The 16,711-nt window shown below is 73.3% G+C and carries 17 protein-coding genes; 4 read left to right on the top strand and 13 right to left on the bottom strand.

Translation table 11 applies throughout. The annotated features are described in order from the left end of the window. Positions 1-8: 8 nt before the first annotated feature. Positions 9-632, bottom strand: a complete 624-nt coding sequence (locus tag ACE3QY_RS16935) for a hypothetical protein (protein WP_374457216.1) — start codon at positions 630-632, stop codon at positions 9-11. A 103-nt stretch (positions 633-735) separates the two neighbouring features. Between ACE3QY_RS16935 and ACE3QY_RS16930 the strand changes: the two genes are divergently transcribed. Then, positions 736-1,149 (top strand): hypothetical protein, encoded by a 414-nt coding sequence (locus tag ACE3QY_RS16930; protein ID WP_374457215.1) that lies wholly within the window; start codon positions 736-738, stop codon positions 1,147-1,149. A gap of 4 nt (positions 1,150-1,153) precedes the next feature. Continuing rightward, positions 1,154-2,575 (top strand): hypothetical protein, encoded by a 1,422-nt coding sequence (locus ACE3QY_RS16925; protein ID WP_374457214.1) that lies wholly within the window; start codon positions 1,154-1,156, stop codon positions 2,573-2,575. Positions 2,576-2,594: 19 nt separating this feature from the next. On the opposite strand, the gene tsaD is transcribed toward ACE3QY_RS16925, so the two are convergent. The 9 genes from tsaD to glmS are packed head-to-tail and all read right to left on the bottom strand — an operon-like array spanning position 2,595 to position 11,475. Further along, positions 2,595-3,641 (bottom strand): tRNA (adenosine(37)-N6)-threonylcarbamoyltransferase complex transferase subunit TsaD, encoded by a 1,047-nt coding sequence (gene tsaD, locus ACE3QY_RS16920; RefSeq protein ID WP_374457213.1) that lies wholly within the window; start codon positions 3,639-3,641, stop codon positions 2,595-2,597. Next, the gene (locus tag ACE3QY_RS16915; protein ID WP_374457212.1) at positions 3,634-4,089 is read right to left on the bottom strand and encodes a GNAT family N-acetyltransferase; all 456 of its coding nucleotides are present in this window, start codon (positions 4,087-4,089) and stop codon (positions 3,634-3,636) included. Before ACE3QY_RS16915 ends, tsaD begins: the two co-directional genes overlap by 8 nt. Continuing rightward, a complete protein-coding gene (gene tsaB / locus ACE3QY_RS16910; RefSeq protein ID WP_374457211.1) occupies positions 4,086-4,724 on the bottom strand; it encodes a tRNA (adenosine(37)-N6)-threonylcarbamoyltransferase complex dimerization subunit type 1 TsaB in 639 nt (212 codons plus the stop codon). The genes ACE3QY_RS16915 and tsaB overlap by 4 nt, the downstream gene beginning before the upstream one ends. 10 nt (positions 4,725-4,734) lie before the next feature. Next, a complete protein-coding gene (tsaE, locus tag ACE3QY_RS16905; protein ID WP_374457210.1) occupies positions 4,735-5,625 on the bottom strand; it encodes a tRNA (adenosine(37)-N6)-threonylcarbamoyltransferase complex ATPase subunit type 1 TsaE in 891 nt (296 codons plus the stop codon). Beyond that, complete coding sequence (locus ACE3QY_RS16900) at positions 5,622-6,686, bottom strand: alpha/beta fold hydrolase (RefSeq protein WP_374457209.1); 1,065 nt, start codon at positions 6,684-6,686, stop codon at positions 5,622-5,624. The genes tsaE and ACE3QY_RS16900 overlap by 4 nt, the downstream gene beginning before the upstream one ends. After that, positions 6,683-7,846: an alanine racemase gene (gene alr, locus ACE3QY_RS16895; protein ID WP_374457208.1), complete on the bottom strand. Its 1,164-nt coding sequence runs from the start codon at positions 7,844-7,846 to the stop codon at positions 6,683-6,685. The genes ACE3QY_RS16900 and alr overlap by 4 nt, the downstream gene beginning before the upstream one ends. Before the next feature lie 8 nt (positions 7,847-7,854). Next, positions 7,855-9,192, bottom strand: coding sequence for an NAD(P)H-hydrate dehydratase (locus ACE3QY_RS16890; protein ID WP_374457207.1), 1,338 nt, complete (start codon positions 9,190-9,192; stop codon positions 7,855-7,857). Between the two features lie 58 nt (positions 9,193-9,250). After that, on the bottom strand, positions 9,251-9,604 hold the full coding sequence (locus ACE3QY_RS16885) for a holo-ACP synthase (RefSeq protein WP_374457206.1): 354 nt from the start codon (positions 9,602-9,604) through the stop codon (positions 9,251-9,253). Positions 9,605-9,630: 26 nt separating this feature from the next. After that, the gene (glmS, locus tag ACE3QY_RS16880) at positions 9,631-11,475 is read right to left on the bottom strand and encodes a glutamine--fructose-6-phosphate transaminase (isomerizing) (protein WP_374457205.1); all 1,845 of its coding nucleotides are present in this window, start codon (positions 11,473-11,475) and stop codon (positions 9,631-9,633) included. 65 nt (positions 11,476-11,540) lie between these two features. Here glmS and coaA point away from each other — a divergent pair, with 65 nt between their 5' ends. Continuing rightward, entirely contained in the window at positions 11,541-12,533 is a 993-nt protein-coding gene (gene coaA / locus ACE3QY_RS16875; protein ID WP_374457204.1) for a type I pantothenate kinase, read from the top strand. Positions 12,534-12,686: 153 nt separating this feature from the next. Here the strand turns inward: coaA and ACE3QY_RS16870 are convergent, their stop codons facing one another. Together ACE3QY_RS16870 and ACE3QY_RS16865 are read right to left on the bottom strand one after the other, a co-directional pair. Further along, positions 12,687-13,640 carry a hypothetical protein gene (locus tag ACE3QY_RS16870; protein WP_374457203.1) on the bottom strand — a complete coding sequence of 318 codons (954 nt, stop codon included), beginning with the start codon at positions 13,638-13,640 and terminating at the stop codon, positions 12,687-12,689. Between the two features lie 228 nt (positions 13,641-13,868). After that, the gene (locus ACE3QY_RS16865; protein ID WP_374457202.1) at positions 13,869-14,861 is read right to left on the bottom strand and encodes a hypothetical protein; all 993 of its coding nucleotides are present in this window, start codon (positions 14,859-14,861) and stop codon (positions 13,869-13,871) included. Positions 14,862-14,947: 86 nt separating this feature from the next. On the opposite strand from ACE3QY_RS16865, the gene ACE3QY_RS16860 reads away from it, so the two are divergent. After that, a complete protein-coding gene (locus tag ACE3QY_RS16860) occupies positions 14,948-15,292 on the top strand; it encodes a hypothetical protein (RefSeq protein ID WP_374457201.1) in 345 nt (114 codons plus the stop codon). A gap of 7 nt (positions 15,293-15,299) precedes the next feature. Here the strand turns inward: ACE3QY_RS16860 and glmM are convergent, their stop codons facing one another. After that, on the bottom strand, positions 15,300-16,646 hold the full coding sequence (gene glmM, locus ACE3QY_RS16855) for a phosphoglucosamine mutase (protein WP_374457200.1): 1,347 nt from the start codon (positions 16,644-16,646) through the stop codon (positions 15,300-15,302). Positions 16,647-16,711: the final 65 nt, after the last annotated feature.

Below are 16,711 nucleotides of genomic sequence, written 5' to 3'. Positions count from 1 at the left end.
CAGGAGCCTCAGTCCAGGTCGGTCTTGAACGTCGCCAGCAGGCTGGCGATCACGCCCTCGGCCTCCTCCTCCGTCAGCGGCTCCGGGAAGCCCTCCTCGTAGATCGTGATCTCGATCAGCCAGGCGGAGTCGAGGAAGAGGATGCCGAAGGTGTGCTTCTGCTCGACGGGGTCCGACGTGGTGTCCAGGACGTGCCACGCGCTGTACTTCCCGCCCGCGATCGCGTCGTCCTGGCGCACCTGGACCTTCGGGCCGCCGTTGCGCTTGATCCAGTTGCGCGCCATCGCCTCGAGGGACTTCGCTCGGTTGACCTCCGGGGCGAACGTGACGGCGCTCTGCCCGTCGTTCCAGCCCTGGACGATGCCGTAGTCGACGAGGTGCTTGTAGGTCGCCAGCGGGTGCATGCTCGCGCCCGGGACCTTGATCACCTTCTTCTCGGCGACCGCGAACGTCGGGACGGACTCGGTCGGCTCGGGCTCCGGGACGGATGAGCCCGACGCCGTCGGGCTGCTGCCGGCGGAGGTGGGGTCGCTCGCGGCGTCGGAGCCGGACTGGCACCCGGCGGTCAGCACGAGCGCGGCGATGCCCAGGCCCGACGCGATCGCGCGATGACGAGGTCCCCGAGAAGTCATGTCCCGACCCTATCCGGCGCCGGTCGCGCCGAAGATGCTGCTGCTCCCCTATGAACTGCCTAGAGTGGGTTTCAGTTCTGTGACACGGGGGAAAGGACAGAGCATGCTGCCGCTCGAAGACAGGGAACTGCTCACCCAGACGATGGTGGGGCTCAACATCGACGCGGAGACGATCTCGTCCCTGATGTCGTCCTTCGACCTGGCCGCGGACGGGATCGAGACCGACACCGTCACGCCCGTCAGCAGCACGTCGTTCGGCGACTCCTACACCGGCGGCTACCGCCTCGGCACCAACGTGGAGATGGCCCACAAGGCGGTCGCCGAGGAGCTGAAGAGGATGGCCGCGGGCATCCGGGGCATGGCTAGCTCGTTCGAGGCCTTCGGCAAGGACATCGAGCGCACGACCGAGCAGACGACGGCCACGATGAACCTGATCGAGGCGTCCACGCAGTGCGTCGCCGCCCCGACGTTCGACCCGGGCAACACCTGCACCCTGCCGACCGAGAGCCAGGACTGAAGCCGTGACCAAGGGACCCAACCGACTCCGTCTCGACACCTATCTCGACACCGCCACCGAGGGTGTGGTCAAGAACGCCGGCCAGGACTGGAAGAAGAAGGCCGACGACCTCCAGACCCTCGCCGACGCGTTCATGAAGGCGGCCGGACAGGCCGAGCTGCGCATCGGTGAGCAGACCCTCACGGGCCCCGCGCTCCGCGCCGGCATGGAGGAGTCGTCGACCTCGATGACGGCCAAGGCCGACCAGCTCCGTGCGGCCGGCGAGGCGCTGCGCCAGGTCGGCCAGCAGATCGCCGACACGCGCGACTCGCGCGACGCGCTCGCCGACATCGGCACCAAGCCCGCCCCCTACCAAGCGCCACCGGGCACCGGCGTCGAGCCCACGCCGGAGGAGCTGCAGGCCCAGGCCGACGCCTCCCAGGCCCGCGCCAACGAGCGCAGTGCGTGGCAGGGCCAGTACGACAAGCAGGAGGCCAAGTCCCTGGCCATGACCAAGGAGCTCGACGCCGCCTTCCTCGCCGCGATCCCGCCGATGAAGGAGATCCACGGCCAGAAGGACCCGACGGAGCCCCCGCCCAACGTCCCCTCCGGCCCCGGCGGCCCCTACCTCCCCGGCACCCAGGCGCCGCCGGCCACCGGTGGTGGCGGCAACGGCGGCGGGCGCACCGACTTCCAGGTCGCCGAGTGGGACGGCGGCGACGACGGCGACGGCGGGAACAACAACAACAACACGACGACCACCACCACGACGCCGACCACCACGACCACGACGACCACCACCACGACGACCACGCCGACCACCACGACGACCGTGCACACCGAGCACCCCAGCACGACGGTGACCGGCACCTCGCAGAACGGCACCACCTACCAGCCGACGGGCGCGCAGGTCTCCGCGCCGACCACGAGCGGCGCGGGCGGATCTGCGGGCGCCACCTCGGCGGCGGCGTTCGGCGCCGCGGGTGGTGCGGGCGGCCTCGCCGCAGGTGCCGTACGCCCGGGCGCCGTGCCGACCTCTCCCACTCGTGGCGCGAGCGCGGTCAAGCCGATCGGCTCGACCGGTCGGGCCGGCAGCGCCGGTTCGCTCTCCCGAACCGCCGCCTCCACCGGCAGCACGGCGTCCCGCAGCGCCGGCTCGGCTCCCGCGCGTGGCGCCTCCGCCGGCAGCACGGCAGGCCGCGGCTCCGCCGGCGGGCGTGCCGGCGCCAGCGGCGCCAGCGGTGCCCGTGGCGGCTCCGCAGGCTCGACCGCGGGGTCCCGCTCCGGCAGCCGCGCCACCAGCGGTGCCCGCGCGGGCGGTCAGGGCACGGCCGGCGGTCGCGGCGGACGCAAGGGTGAGCGCGACCAGGCCGCGGAGCGCGACAGCCTGGTCTACGACCAGGACTGGCTCGGCGACGACGACGTCGCCCCCGGCGTCCTCGACTGAACCGGCCCGCCGCGCCGCGCTAGGCGACGACGGTGGTGATCGGCTGCGAGGAGTCGGCCGGCAGGTCGAGCAGCGACGGCGTACGTCCGCGCGCGACCAGCTCGGCGCCCAGCGCGGCCACCATGGCACCGTTGTCGGTGCACAGGCCGGGCCGCGGGACGCGGACCCGGATGCCCTGCGCGGCGGCGCGCTCCTCGGCCATGGCCCGCAGCCGGCTGTTCGCGGCCACGCCGCCGCCGATCAGGATGTCCTCGATGCCGCGGCTCGACGCCGCGTCGACGGCCTTGCGGGTGAGCACGTCGCACACCGCCTCCTGGAAGGACGCGGCGACGTCGTTGACGTCGATCGAGACCCCCTCGCGCTGCTGGGCCTCCACCCACCGCGCGACGGCCGTCTTGAGCCCGGAGAAGGAGAAGTCGAAGCGGTGCCGCTCGAGGTCGCGGCGACTCGTGAGGCCGCGGGGGAAGTCGATCGCGACGCTGTTGCCGCTGCGGGCCGCCTTGTCGATGTGGGGGCCGCCGGGGAACGGCAGCCCGAGGAGGCGGGCGACCTTGTCGAAGGCCTCCCCCGCCGCGTCGTCGATGGTCGCGCCCATCGGCTCGACGCCGACGGTCACGTCGGTGACCTCGAGGAGGCTGGAGTGCCCGCCGGAGACGAGCATCGCCAGGCACGGCTCGGGCAGCGGGCCGTGCTCGAGCTGGTCGACGGCGACGTGGGCGGCGAGGTGGTTGACGCCGTAGATCGGCTTGCCCAAGCCGAGGGCGAGCGCCTTCGCGCTGGCCACGCCCACGAGGAGCGCGCCGGCGAGCCCCGGACCGCTGGTGACCGCGATCGCGTCGACGTCGCTCAGTGCGATCCCGGCGGTCTCGGCGGCCCGTTCGATGGTGGGCACCATGGCCTCGAGGTGCGCGCGGCTGGCCACCTCCGGCACGACGCCGCCGAAGCGGGCGTGCTCCTCGACGCTGCTGGCGACCGTGTCGGCCAGCAGCGTGTGACCACGGACGATGCCGACCCCCGTCTCGTCGCAGGAGGTCTCGATCCCGAGGACGAGCGGCTCGTCAGTCATGGGCCGTCGAGGTCTCGGCGCGCGCGGCGCCCGGCAGCCACCGGCACATGACCAGCGCCTCGGAGCCGTCGCGGTAGTAGTGCGGGCGGACGTCGATCACGCTGAACTGGCGGGCGACGTAGAACCCGAGCGCCTCGGCGTTGCGCACGCTCACCTCCAGCAGCATCCGCGAGGCCCCCTCGGTGTCGACGAGGGCCTCCTCCAGCAGGCGGGACGCGATGCCGGTGCGCCGCGACTCCGGGCGTACGGCGATGCGCAGCAGGTCGACGATGTCGCCCGCGGTCATCGTCACGGCGTAGCCCGACAGGTCCTCGGCGACCAGGAAGCGACGGCCGGGGCCTTCGATCTCCTGGCGGACCAGCTCCTCGTTCCACGCGTCGATCCCGAACAGCTCCTGCTCGAGAGCGGTGAGGGCCGGGAGGTCGGCGAGGGTGGCGGGACGGATCACGAGACGGGCTTCCTGGGTGCGCCGGCGACCGCGTCGGGGCGCCGGAGGTAGAGGGGTTCGGGGTCGAGCAGCTCCACCAGCTCGGCGCTGACGCCGTGCGCCATCCAGCCGGCACTGGGCCGGTCGGGGGCGATCGCGTGGGGGAACGCCTCAGGGTAGAGGCCGGGTCCGGCGCCAGCCACTTCGGCGGACGTGGCGACGTCGGCGGGCCGGGTCACGACCGGGCCCTCGAGGCGCGCACCGTCGACGTCGTACGACGCGAGGTAGACCTCCTTGCGTCGTGCGTCGGTCGCCACCAGGAAGCTGCCACTGGCGGCTCCGGTGCCGACGGCCTCGAGCGCGACGGCGTCGAGGGAGCACACGCCGTAGACCGGGATGTCGAGCACGAAGCCGAGGGTCCGGGCGGTCACGACCCCGACGCGCAGGCCGGTGAACGGGCCGGGGCCGACGCCGACGGCGATCGCGGTCAGGTCCTGCCGGACGATGCCGGCGTCCTCCAAGGCCCGCGCGATCAGCGGCGCGAGGTGCTCGCCGTGCTTCATCGGCTGTTCGGAGGAGTGCTCGACGACGACCCGGTCGCCGTCGTGGAGGGCGACGCTGACCAGCGGCGTGGCGGTGTCGAAGGCGAGGAGCACGGCGACGAGGTTACTTCCCGACGATCCAGCGGAGGGAAACGCGGCGGGGGTCGAGGTCGTCGTCGGCCGGCACGTGGCCGACGGTGCGCTCGATCACGACCTCGAGGCGCGCGTCGGCCAGCCCCTCGGCCAGCCCGGCGCCCCACTCGACCACGGTGACCGCGGAGTCGAGCGAGGTGTCGAGGTCGAGGTCGTCGAGCTCGTCGAGGCCGCCGAGCCGGTAGGCGTCGACGTGCACCAGGTCGGGTCCGCCGACGAGCGAGGGGTGGACGCGGGCGATCACGAACGTCGGCGAGGTGACCCCACCCCGCACCTGCAGGCCCTCCCCCAGCCCCTGGGTGAACGTGGTCTTGCCGGCCCCCAGCTCGCCGGTCAGCACGACCAGGTCGCCTGCGACCAGGCTGGTGCCCAGGCGCTCGCCCAGCGCACGCATGGTCTCGGCGTCGGGGGCGTCGAAGGTCGTCCCGAGCCACAGCGCGAGCTCGACGTAGGGGCTCGTGCGCCCGGTGACGACGAAGTCGTGGCGCTCCCAGAAGGCGACGGTGCCCGGCAGCTCCTCGCGGGCGACCACGACCAGCGCCGACCGGCCGGCCGCGGCGTCGACAGCGGCCTCCACCAGCGCCGTCGCCACCCCGCGGCCCTGCGCGGACGGGACCACGCCGAAGCGCCGGAGCACCATCACGTCGTCGCGGACGTCCAGCACGACGCAGCCGACGGGCACGCCGTCGAGGGTGGCGACCAGGCCGCCCCGGACCGCCAGCAGACGGGCCATGGAGGCCTCGTCCTCACCGAGCGCGTCGGCCGGCGGGTCGAGCGGCGGGCGGGCGCCGAAGGCCTCCTGCACCACGGCCAGCACCTCGGCGGCCGCCTCGGGACCGACCCGGCGTACGTCGAGGGTCACAGCGGGGCCCGTCCCTGCGCGAGCGAGAGCAGGTCGTCGAGCTCCGCGGTGACGTCCTTGTGCCGCTCGAGCAGCACCATGTGCCCGGCGCCCTCGCACTCCAGCAGGCTCGAGCCCGTGATCCGGCTGTGCAGCTTGCGGCTGTGGCCGACGGAGGTGATCTTGTCCTCGGTGCCGCAGATGACCGAGGTGGGGACGCGGCCGAGCGGCTCGAGATGCTCGAACTTGTCGAGCGTCGCGAAGGCCGGGTAGAAGTCCGCGACCACGGCGAACGGGGTGGAGTTGAGCATCGAGTAGACGAACTCGACCATGCTGGCGGGCACGTCGTCGCCGAAGGCGTAGCGGTCCGTGAACACGTCGGCGACCGCGTGGCCCCAGCCGCGGGCGAGGTCGACGACCTTGTGGCCGATGTCGAGGGTGCGCACGGCCCGGCCGACGAACCGGCCGCCGAGGCCGAGCGGCAGCATCGGGAACAGGATGCGGCCCGGGTCGAGCCCGCCGGCGGTGGTGGAGATCAGTGCCGCACCGACGACCTTGTCGCCGAACAGCTCCGGGTGCTGCTCGGCGAGCGAGATGACGCTCATGCCGCCCATCGAGTGCCCGACCACGACGCAGCGCCCCGGGACGGTGTCCTCGATGACGCGCCGCAGGTCGGAGCCGAGCTGGTCGATCGTGCAGTGGTCCTCGCTGGACCGGGCGGAGCGACCGTGGCTGCGCTGGTCGTAGAAGACGGTGCGGACCTGGCCGCGGTAGGCCGCGCGCTGGAAGTGCCAGCAGTCGAGGTTCAGCGAGTAGCCGTGCACGAAGACGACCGTCAGGTCGTCGTCGGTCGAGGGCGTGCCCCCGAAGTCGGCGGGCTCGTCGATCTCGACGTGCAGGTCCACCGCGTCGTCGGCCACCACCACGCGCGGCGCGCTGTGCAGCTCGCCGAAGGCGACGTGCTCGCCCGCGGCCCGGTTGCCGATGATGCGGTTCTGGCGGGCGATACCGACCGCGCCGGCGGCCGCAGCCAGGCCGGCTGCGCCCACGACGGAGCCGAAGATGCGGCCCTTGATGCTCAACGGGTGGTCCCTTCCGTCTCGTCGGACGTGCCCTCGCTGTCGACGTACCGCCGGGCCAGGCGGCCACCGATCCGGGTGACGATCTCGTAGTTGATGGTGCCGACCGCCTCGGCCCAGTCCTGCGCGGTGGGCTCGCCGTCGTCGCCCGGCCCGAAGAGGACGACCTCGGTGCCCGGCGGCGGGAGCTCGCCGTGGAGCTCGACGACGAACTGGTCCATGCAGACCCGGCCGCGGATGGGTCGCAGGTCGTCGCCGACGCGGACCGACGCGGTGTTGCCGGCAGCCCGCGGGACGCCCTCGCCGTAGCCGGCGGGGACGACGCCGACCGTCGTGTCGCGGTCGGCCACCCAGGTGTGGCCGTAGGAGACGCCGTCGCCGGCGTGGACGGCCTTGCTCATCACCAGCCGCGCGCGGACGGTCATCGCCGGCCGGAGGCCGAGCCTCGGGCTCACGCCGGGCGCGGGATCCAGGCCGTACGACGCGATGCCGCAGCGCACCAGGTCGAAGTGCGACGACGGCCGCAGGACCGCCGCGGCCGAGTTGGCGAGGTGCGTCACCTCGGGGTCCAGGCCGGCCTCCGCCGCGAGGCGCAGGGCCTCGCGGAAGGCCGTCTCCTGCATGTCGTTGGCGGGGTGGGCGGGCTCGTCGCTGGCCGCGAAGTGCGACCAGATGCCGGTCACCCGCACGCGCCCGCCGGCCTCGTGGGCGGCCGCGGCGGCGAACAGCGCCTCCCAGTCCGCGCGGGCCGCACCGCCGCGGGAGAGCCCGGTGTCGACCTTGAGCTGGACGCGCGCCCCGCCCACCGCAGCGACCTCGTCGAGCTCGTCCACGGTGTAGGCGGTGACCTCGACGCCTGCGGCGACGGCGGCTGCGAAGTCGTCGCCCGGCGCGCTCAGCCAGCACAGCAGCGGGCCGCGGTCACCGGCGGCGCGCAGCGCGAGGGCCTCGTCGATGGTGGCGACACCGAGCCAGTCCGCACCGCCCTCGCGGGCGGCGGCCGCCGCCTCGACCATGCCGTGGCCGTAGCCGTCGGCCTTGACGACCGTCATCAGCCCGACCGGCCCGTCCACGGACACCAGGTCCTTGAGGATCCGCACGTTGTGGCGGATGGCAGCGACGTCGACGACGATCTCGGCACGATGCGGCGCGGGATCGGACATGGGACCGATCATCCCAAACCGGTCAGCGTCTCGCGCACGACCCGGGGGATCTGGACGGCCACGCGGCTCGCGGTGAGCGGCCCGCCGTCAGCCGCCTCGGTGGCGGCGGCGCCGTGGAGCCACGACCCGACCGACGCGGCGTCGAAGGGCTCGAGGCCGGCGGCCAGCAGTGAGCCGATGAGTCCGGCGAGCACGTCACCCGCACCGGCGGTGGCCAGCCATGGAACGCCCGTGGTCGTCACCCGGACCCGGCCCGAGGGGTCGGCGACGAGCGTGTGGTGGCCCTTGAGGAGCACCACGCACCCCCACCGTCGGGCCGCGGCGCGGGCGTGCTGCAGCGGCCGCGCCTCGACCTCCCCGCGCGCCACGTCGAGCATGCCGGCCAGCTCGCCGGCGTGCGGGGTCAGCACGCACCCGGGCATGGTCCCCTCCACGTGGCGCAGGGCGTCGGCGTCGACCACCACGGGTACGTCGTCCGCACGCGCGGCCGCGAGCATGTCGGCGGCGTCGTCGCCACCTCCGGGTCCCACGACCCACGCCTGCACGCGGCCCTCCCCCACGACCTCGGGGTGGGCGGCCCGCACCCGGTCGCCGACGGCCTCCGGGCCGACGTAGCGCACCATGCCGACCAGGCCGGCGCCCGCGCCGGCGACGGCGAGCAGCGCGGCGCCCGGGTAGGTGCCCGAGCCGGCACGTACGCCGACGACGCCGCGGGTGTACTTCTGGACCGCCGGGCCGGGCCGCGGCAGCAGGGCGCGCACGTCGGCGGGCTGGAGCGCCTCGACGGCCGCGTCCGGCAGGTCGAGGCCGATGTCGACGAGGTGCAGGGCACCCGAGGCAGTGGACGCGGGGTCGACGAGGTGGGCGACCTTGTGGGTGCCGAAGGTGACGGTGAGGTCGGCCTGAACGTGCGGCCCGTCGACCTCACCGGTGTCCACGTCGACGCCCGACGGCACGTCGACGGCCACCACGGGCACGCCGGCGAAACGCTCCAGCGCCGCCACCGCGTCGGGCCGCAGCCCCGGCCGGCCGCCGATGCCGACGATGCCGTCCACGACGACGTCGGGGTCGGCGAGGTCGGCGAGGTCGTGGGTCGCCCGTCCGCCGGCGGCGCGGAGGGCTGCCAGGCCGTCCTCGCGGGCGTGCTCGGAGAGCAGCAGCGCCTCCACGCAGGCGCCCCTGGCAGCCAGCCGGGCACCGGCCCACAGGGCGTCGCCGCCGTTGTCGCCCGCGCCGACGAGCAGCAGCACCCGCCGCCCGTAGGCGCCACCGAGCAGGTCGACCACCGCCACGGCCAGGCCCGCGGCCGCGCGCTGCATCAGCGTGCCGTCCGGCACGGTCGCCATCGCAGCCTGATCCGCACGGCGTACCTGCTCGACGGTGTGGGCGCGCAGCACGGTGGCCTCAGCCCTCCAGCACGACGACAGCCGAGGCGATGCCCGCGTCGTGGGAGAGGGAGACGTGGACGTGCGCGACCCCCAGCGCCTCGGCCCGGGCGGCCACCGTGCCGCGGATCTCGAAGCGCGGCCGGCCGGTCTCCTCGGAGACGATCTCGGCGTCGTGCCACGCCATCCCGGTCGGCGCGCCGAGGGCCTTGGCCATCGCCTCCTTGGCGGCGAAGCGGGCCGCGAGGGAGGCTGGCTGCCGGGCGGCCTCCGACTCCGTGAACAGCCGCCCGCGCAGGGACGGCGTGCGCTCGAGGGCCTGCACGAAGCGGTCGATGTCGACCACGTCGATGCCGACGCCGATGACCGGCATGACCGGCTCCTCTCCCTGGGGTGGGACTACTCGACCGTGACCGACTTGGCGAGGTTGCGCGGCTGGTCCACGTCGTGGCCGAGCTGCGAGGCGAGCTCGCACGCGAAGAGCTGGAGCGGGACCACCGCGACCAGCGGCTGGAGCAGCACCGGGACCTTGGGCAGCGTGAACAGCACGTCGGCGTAGGGCTCGATGGTGGTGTCGCCCTCCTCGGCCAGGCAGAGCGTGCGGGCACCGCGGGCCCGCACCTCCTGGATGCCGCTGAGCATCTTGTCGTGCAGCTGGTCGCGGCCGCGGGGTGGCACCACGCACAGGATCGGCAGGCCCTCCTCCACCAGCGCGATCGGGCCGTGCTTGAGCTCGCCGGCCGCGAAGCCCTCGGCGTGGAGGTAGGCGATCTCCTTGAGCTTGAGCGCTCCCTCGAGGGCGACCGGGTAGCCCGCGTGGCGGCCGAGGAAGAGCACCGAGCGGCTGTCGACGTGGGCGCGGGCGAGCTCGTAGACCTCCTCCGCCTTGCCGAGCACCGTCTCGATGTGGCCCGGCATGTGGTCGAGCTGGTCCATCACCTCGGCGATCTCGTCGCCGTAGCGGGTGCCCTTGACCTGGGCGAGGTAGAGCGCGAGGAGGTAGCAGGCGACCAGCTGGGTGAGGAAGCCCTTGGTCGAGGCGACGCCGATCTCCGGGCCGGCGTGGGTGTAGATGACGCCGTCGGACTCGCGCGGGATCGTCGAGCCGTTGGTGTTGCAGATGGCCAGCACCTTGGACCGCTGCACGCGCGCGTGGCGGATGGCCTGCAGGGTGTCGGCGGTCTCGCCGGACTGGCTGATCGCCACGACCAGCGTGGAGGAGGTGAGGATCGGGTCGCGGTAGCGGAACTCGCTGGCGAGCTCGACCTCGACGGGGATGCGGCACCAGTGCTCGATGGCGTACTTGGCGACCATACCGGCGTAGAACGACGTGCCGGCCGCGATGATGATGATCTTGTCGATGTCGCGGAGGTCCTGGTCGGACAGGCGCATCTCGTCGAGCTGCAGGAGCCCCTCGGTGCTGCGGCGGCCGAGCAGCGAGTCGGCCACCGCGCGCGGCTGCTCGAAGATCTCCTTGCGCATGAACCAGTCGTGGCCGTCCTTCTCGGCGGCCGAGAGGTCCCAGTCGACGTGGTAGCGGGTGCCCTCGGCCGGGGTGCCGTCGAAGCCGGAGACGCTGACCCCGTCGCGGGTGATGGTGACGACCTGGTCCTGGTCGAGCTCCATCGCCTCGCGGGTGTGCTCGATGAAGGCGGCCACGTCGGAGCCGAGGAAGTTCTCGCCCTCCCCGATGCCCACGACCAGCGGGCTGTTGCGGCGCGCGGCGACGACACGGTCGGGGTCCTGCGCGTCGACGGCGACGAGGGTGAAGGCGCCCTCGAGCCCGCGGCAGACGTTCTGCATGGCCACCGTCAGGTCGACGCCGGTCTCGAGCTGCTCCTCGAGCAGGTGCGCCGCGACCTCGGTGTCGGTGTCGGAGGCCATCTCCACGCCCTGCGACTCCAGCCGGGCGCGGAGCTCGGCGAAGTTCTCGATGATGCCGTTGTGGACCAGCGCGACCCGGCGGGCGCGGCCCACGTGCGGGTGGGCGTTGCGGTCGGTGGGGGCGCCGTGGGTGGCCCAGCGGGTGTGGCCGATGCCGGTCGTGACGGGCGGCAGCGGCGTGTCGGCGATCGCCTTCTCGAGGTTGGCGAGCTTGCCGGCGCGCTTGTCGCTGACGATCGTGCCGTCGTCGATCAGGGCGATGCCCGCAGAGTCGTAGCCGCGGTACTCCAGCCGTCGCAGGCCCTCGATCACCACGCCTTCGGCCGGCTTGGCACCCACATATCCGACGATTCCACACATGGTCGCGGAGTCTATCGGGAGGCCGCTGCACTGCCGTGCCCCGGCGCGGTGCCACAATCGCACCCATGTCCGAGGTCCCGTCGTCCTCCAGCGGCAGCTCCTCGACCACGTCCTCGGGCAGCGAGGCGTCCCCCTACGTCGAGCTCGAGCGGGCCGCCTGGGCGCAGCTCGCCGGCACCGCCGAGAGCAGCCTGACCCCCGAGGAGATCGTGCGCCTGCGCGGCCTCGGCGACGCCCTCGACCTGCGCGAGATCGAGCAGGTCTACCTCCCGCTCTCCCGCCTGCTCAGCCTCTACGTCGCCGCCAACTCGCGGCTCCACCGCGAGCAGGAGGAGTTCCTGCACCGCGTGACCCCACCGCGTACGCCGTTCGTGATCGGCCTCGCCGGGTCCGTGGCGGTCGGCAAGTCGACCACCGCCCGCGTCCTCCAGCAGATGCTCGCCCACTGGCCCGAGCACCCCAACGTCGCGCTGGTGACCACCGACGGCTTCCTGCTGCCCAACGCCGAGCTCGAGCGCCGCGGGATCCTGCACCGCAAGGGCTTCCCGGAGTCCTACGACCGCAAGGCGCTGCTCAAGTTCGTCATCGACATCAAGTCCGGTCGAGACGAGGTCGAGGCGCCGATCTACTCCCACCTCGTCTACGACGTGCTCCCCGACGAGAAGGTCGTCGTCAAGCGCCCCGACATCGTCATCGTCGAGGGCCTCAACGTCCTGCAGCCGGCGCGGGTGCGCGACGACGGCCGCACCGGCCTCGCGGTCAGCGACTTCTTCGACTTCACGGTGTACGTCGACGCCGCCCTCGCCGACATCAAGCGGTGGTACGTCGACCGCTTCCTGCGGCTGCGCGAGACCGCCTTCCGCGACCCCGCGTCGTACTTCCGCAAGTACGCCGCCCTCTCCCACGACGAGGCCGTCGACCAGGCCACCCGGATCTGGGACTCCATCAACGAGCCCAACCTGGTCCAGAACGTCGCCCCCACCCGCTCCCGCGCCACCCTCGTCCTCCGCAAGGACGCCGATCACTCCGTGAAGTACGTCCGCCTCCGCAAGCTCTGAGGCTGGGACGGTCCAACGGCCCGAGCCCGCGACGACCCCCGTCGGCAGGACGTCATGGGCGGTGGTTGTCGGGGCGCCCGCGCCCATGACGCTGTCGTACGACGTCATGGAAGGCGGTCGTCCGGAGCACCCGACGCCATGACGTCCGAGCCCTTACGCGGCTGCGCGCCAGCCGCCTGCGACCAGGCCACGCTCGACCTGGTCGAAGAAGTCGTCGGCAGCGACCCGAAGGCCGAGCAGTGGCAGGCGCAGGACCTTGGCGGCACCGAGGACGACTTCGTTCTGCCTGAGCGCGTCGGGCACTACTGCGGTCGCCCAGCTGTGGTGGATGCCATCGATCTCGACCACCAGCTCGAAGTCGTCCCAGTGGACATCGAGGTAGTAGCGGCCGTCCTTGCCGCGTCGGACGACTTGGCGATCGGGCTCCGGGAGGCCGCGGCGCCGGCACTCGCGGGCGAACTCCAGCTCGCCGAGCGAGCGCACCCCACCGAGCAGATCGGTCACGACGGCATGCATGAGCTCACGCCGACCGTCGCGACGTACGGCCAGCAGCGCGCGGCCCACGAGCTCTGCGGTGGTGAGGCCCTGCTGCACCGGCATCGTCAGCAGCAACGACGCCTGTTTGTCGCTCTTGGCCCACATGGCAGCCCGGACGGCAGCGACGGGCACACGGGTCCGGGGGACGCCAGCAGCGGCCGTGTCGGCGACCGACCACCTGCGGGTCCGACGGATGTCGAGACCTGTCCCCCGCAGCGGCTTTACCCCGCGCGGCACGGACACGCGCAAGGCCGTGGACTCGTAGTTCTTCAGACCCGATGCGATGAGCGACGACTCCCCGTCGAGCATGGCGCGGTCACCCCCCTCGAACACGGCGGCCCACTGCCGGCCGGCGAGCGAGACCTCGCCGGTGTGCAGGCAGATCGATCGTGTCCACACCCGCTGCCAACGCTTGGCGCGCACCTGCGCACGCAGCTCGCCGCGCGTGAGACCGGCGCGATAGGCCTGCCGGCGCGAGATCACGCCACCCTGCCGCCCGGCCACCTCAGCCAGCTCGTCGATGATCCGCTGCCGCTGCGCGCGGCTGTGCCTCGTCGTCTTTACGTCCATGCTCGAAGCGTCCGTGGATCGGGCCACACATAGGGGCTCCGGCTGCCACGCCCTGTGGACGACCCGCGACGGCCGCGGCCTGTGGACGATCGGAGGCCCGCCCAGGCGATGCCAGCCCGTTCGCGGACGTCGTGGCGGGCGGTCGCGTCCGCTGCCGGTGCCCATGACGTACGCCGTCGACGTCATGGCAGGTGGTCGCCTGGGCGACCAGCCCTCATGACGTCCCCGTCAGAGCTTCTTCTGGAGCTCCAGGAGGGTCTCGATGGTGCGGTAGCCGAGGGCCTCGTTGACGGCATTCATCCACGTGTTGACCTCGGCGTTGGAGGTGTCGACGGAGACCAGGTCGGGGTACGTCGCGACCGCGAGGTCGTGGGTCGCGACCTTCAGCGCGAGGCCGAGGCGGCGGCCGCGGTGGGCCGGATCGACGATCGTGATCCCGACCTGGCCGTGGGCGGGGTCGGTGTCGTCGACGCGTACGTCGGACACGCCCGCCACGGATCCGTCGGGCGCGATCGCCAGCGCGGTCTGCACGTGCCGGCCGATCGCGACCTGCCGCTGCTCGGCGTCGCGGATCCGCTCGGCGGTCCACTCCGACGCCTCGAGGTCCAGCTCGCCCAGCGGCACCTCGGACATGAGCATCCCGAGCAGCCGGCCGAAGGACTCGAGGTGCTCGTCGGGACAGACGGTGTCGAAGGTGACGACCCGGTAGCCGTCGGGCACCGGTGCCACGGCGGCGAGCTCGTCGCGGCGGGCGAGGTAGTCGGTGAGGGCGAGCTCCTTGATCGACTCGCGGCTGGCGACGGCGTACCCCATCGCGGTGGCGAACGCCTCGGGGACGCCGGTGCCGCCGGGCGGGAGGTAGGCCTCGCTCTGGACCGTCGTCCGCCCGTCGCCGGCGGCGACCACCTCGAGCTCCTCGACGAGCCGGCGGCCGATGCCCTCGCGGACCCGGTCGGGGCGGGTGTAGGCGAACGCCATCGCCGAGTGCAGGTTGTCGCGCAGCGTGCGGGTCAGCAGGCCTGCCCCGACCATCTCCCGGCCGTCGATCGCGCCGATGAGGGTGACCCCGCGCTCCGGGTTGTCCGCGGGCAGGGCGACCCGGCTCTGCTCCCAGACCGGCCACGGCTGGCCCGGGCGGTACGCCGTCGCCGCGTGGCCGACCTCCCACCAGGCCCGCAGCGCGGCCTCGTTGCGCGGGTTGATCTGCTCGATGTCCACCACGCCGGTGACCGTAGCCGCGGGCGCTCTCCGGCCGCACGCGGATATCGGGGTGCGCGAGCGCGGGGCCAGTTGGCAGGCTCGTGCCCGTGACCACCGACTCCCCGCTGCGCACCCGGCTGCGCACGGCGCTGCTCGACGCCCGCCGGGCGCGCGACGCCGAGACCGTGTCCGTCCTGCGCACCGCGATCGCCGCGCTGGAGAACGCCGAGGCGGTGCCCACCGACGTCGCCGCGGGCGCGCTCGAGGACGCGCCGGTCGGGGTCGGCGCCGCCGAGGCCGAGCGGAGGGTGCTGAGCGACGCCGACGAGCGCGCCGTCCTCGACGCGGAGATCGCGTCGCTGGAGGAGGCCGGCCGGGCCTACGCGTGCTCGGTCCCGGAGCGGGCGCATGCCGCGCGCCGGGCCGCCGAGCGGCTCTCGGCCCTCCGCTGAAGGGGCGTCAGAGGGCCAGCTGGCTCTTCACCACGCCGGCGAGGCGGGACGCGACACCCTGCGCCTCGTCGTGGGTGGGCGCCTCGACCATGACGCGCACGATCGGCTCGGTGCCGGAGGGGCGCAGCAGGATCCGTCCGCGGTCGCCGAGCACGGCCTCCTCCTCGGCGACGGCCGCGGCGAGCACGGCGTCCTCGTCCGCCCTCGACTTGTCGACGCCGGAGACGTTGAGGAGGACCTGGGGCAGGCGGGTCATCACCGCGGCGAGCTCGGCGAGCGACTTGCCGGTGGTGGCCATCCGCTCCATGACGTGCAGCGTGGTGAGGATGCCGTCGCCGGTGGTGGCGTGGTCGCTGAGGATGACGTGCCCGGACTGCTCGCCGCCGAGGGAGTAGCCGGAGACCTTCATCGCCTCGAGGACGTAGCGGTCGCCCACCTTCGTCTGGCGTACGCCGACGTCGTGGGCGCGCATCGCCTGCACGAAGCCCAGGTTGCTCATCACCGTGGCTACGACGGTGTCCTTGGCCAGGCGGCCCTGCTCGAGCAGCGAGAGCGAGAGGATGGCCAGGATCTGGTCGCCGTCGACGACGTTGCCGTCGGCGTCGACCGCCAGGCAGCGGTCGGCGTCGCCGTCGAGGGCGAAGCCGGCGTGGGCGCCGTGCTCCTTCACCGCGGCCTGGAGCGACTCCAGGTGGGTCGAGCCGCAGTTGTCGTTGATGTTGAGGCCGTCGGGGTCGGCGTGGATCGCGATGACCGTCGCGCCGGCGTCCTCGAGGGCGCGCGGGCCGGCCGCGTGGGCGGCGCCCTCGGCGCAGTCGAGCACGACCTTGAGCCCCACGAGCGGGTGGGTGATCGTGCTCTCGAGGTGGGCGGCGTACTCCTCGACGGCGGACTCGTAGACCTGCACCCGGCCGACGTCACCACCGGTGGGGCGCTCCCACGGCTCACCCATGCGGCGCTCGATGGCGATCTCGATCGCGTCGTCGAGCTTGTGCCCGCCGCGGGCGAGGAACTTGATGCCGTTGTCGGGCATCGGGTTGTGCGAGGCGGAGAGCATCACGCCGAGGTCGGCACCGAGCCGCTCGGTCATGTAGGCCACGCCCGGCGTCGGCAGCACGCCCAGCAGGAGCACGTCGACGCCCGCGGAGGCGAGGCCGGCGACGACCGCGGCCTCGAGGAACTGGCCCGAGATGCGGGTGTCGCGGCCCACCACGGCCAGGGGGCGGTGCCCCTCGAACTCGCCGCGGTCGGCGAGGACGTGCGCCGCACAGACGGAGAGGTCGAGGGCCAGCTCGGCCGTGAGTGAGGCGTTCGCCAGGCCGCGAACGCCGTCGGTGCCGAAGAGTCGCGTCATGGCTCGGGAGCCTACGTGCCGCAGGCGCCGGTGACCGCACCGAGGGCCGGACATGGCACGAGGCC

Origin of the sequence: Nocardioides sp., assembly GCF_041913365.1 — a bacterium.
GTDB lineage: Bacteria > Actinomycetota > Actinomycetes > Propionibacteriales > Nocardioidaceae > Nocardioides.
This window is presented reverse-complemented; position numbering and strand designations above follow the sequence as displayed.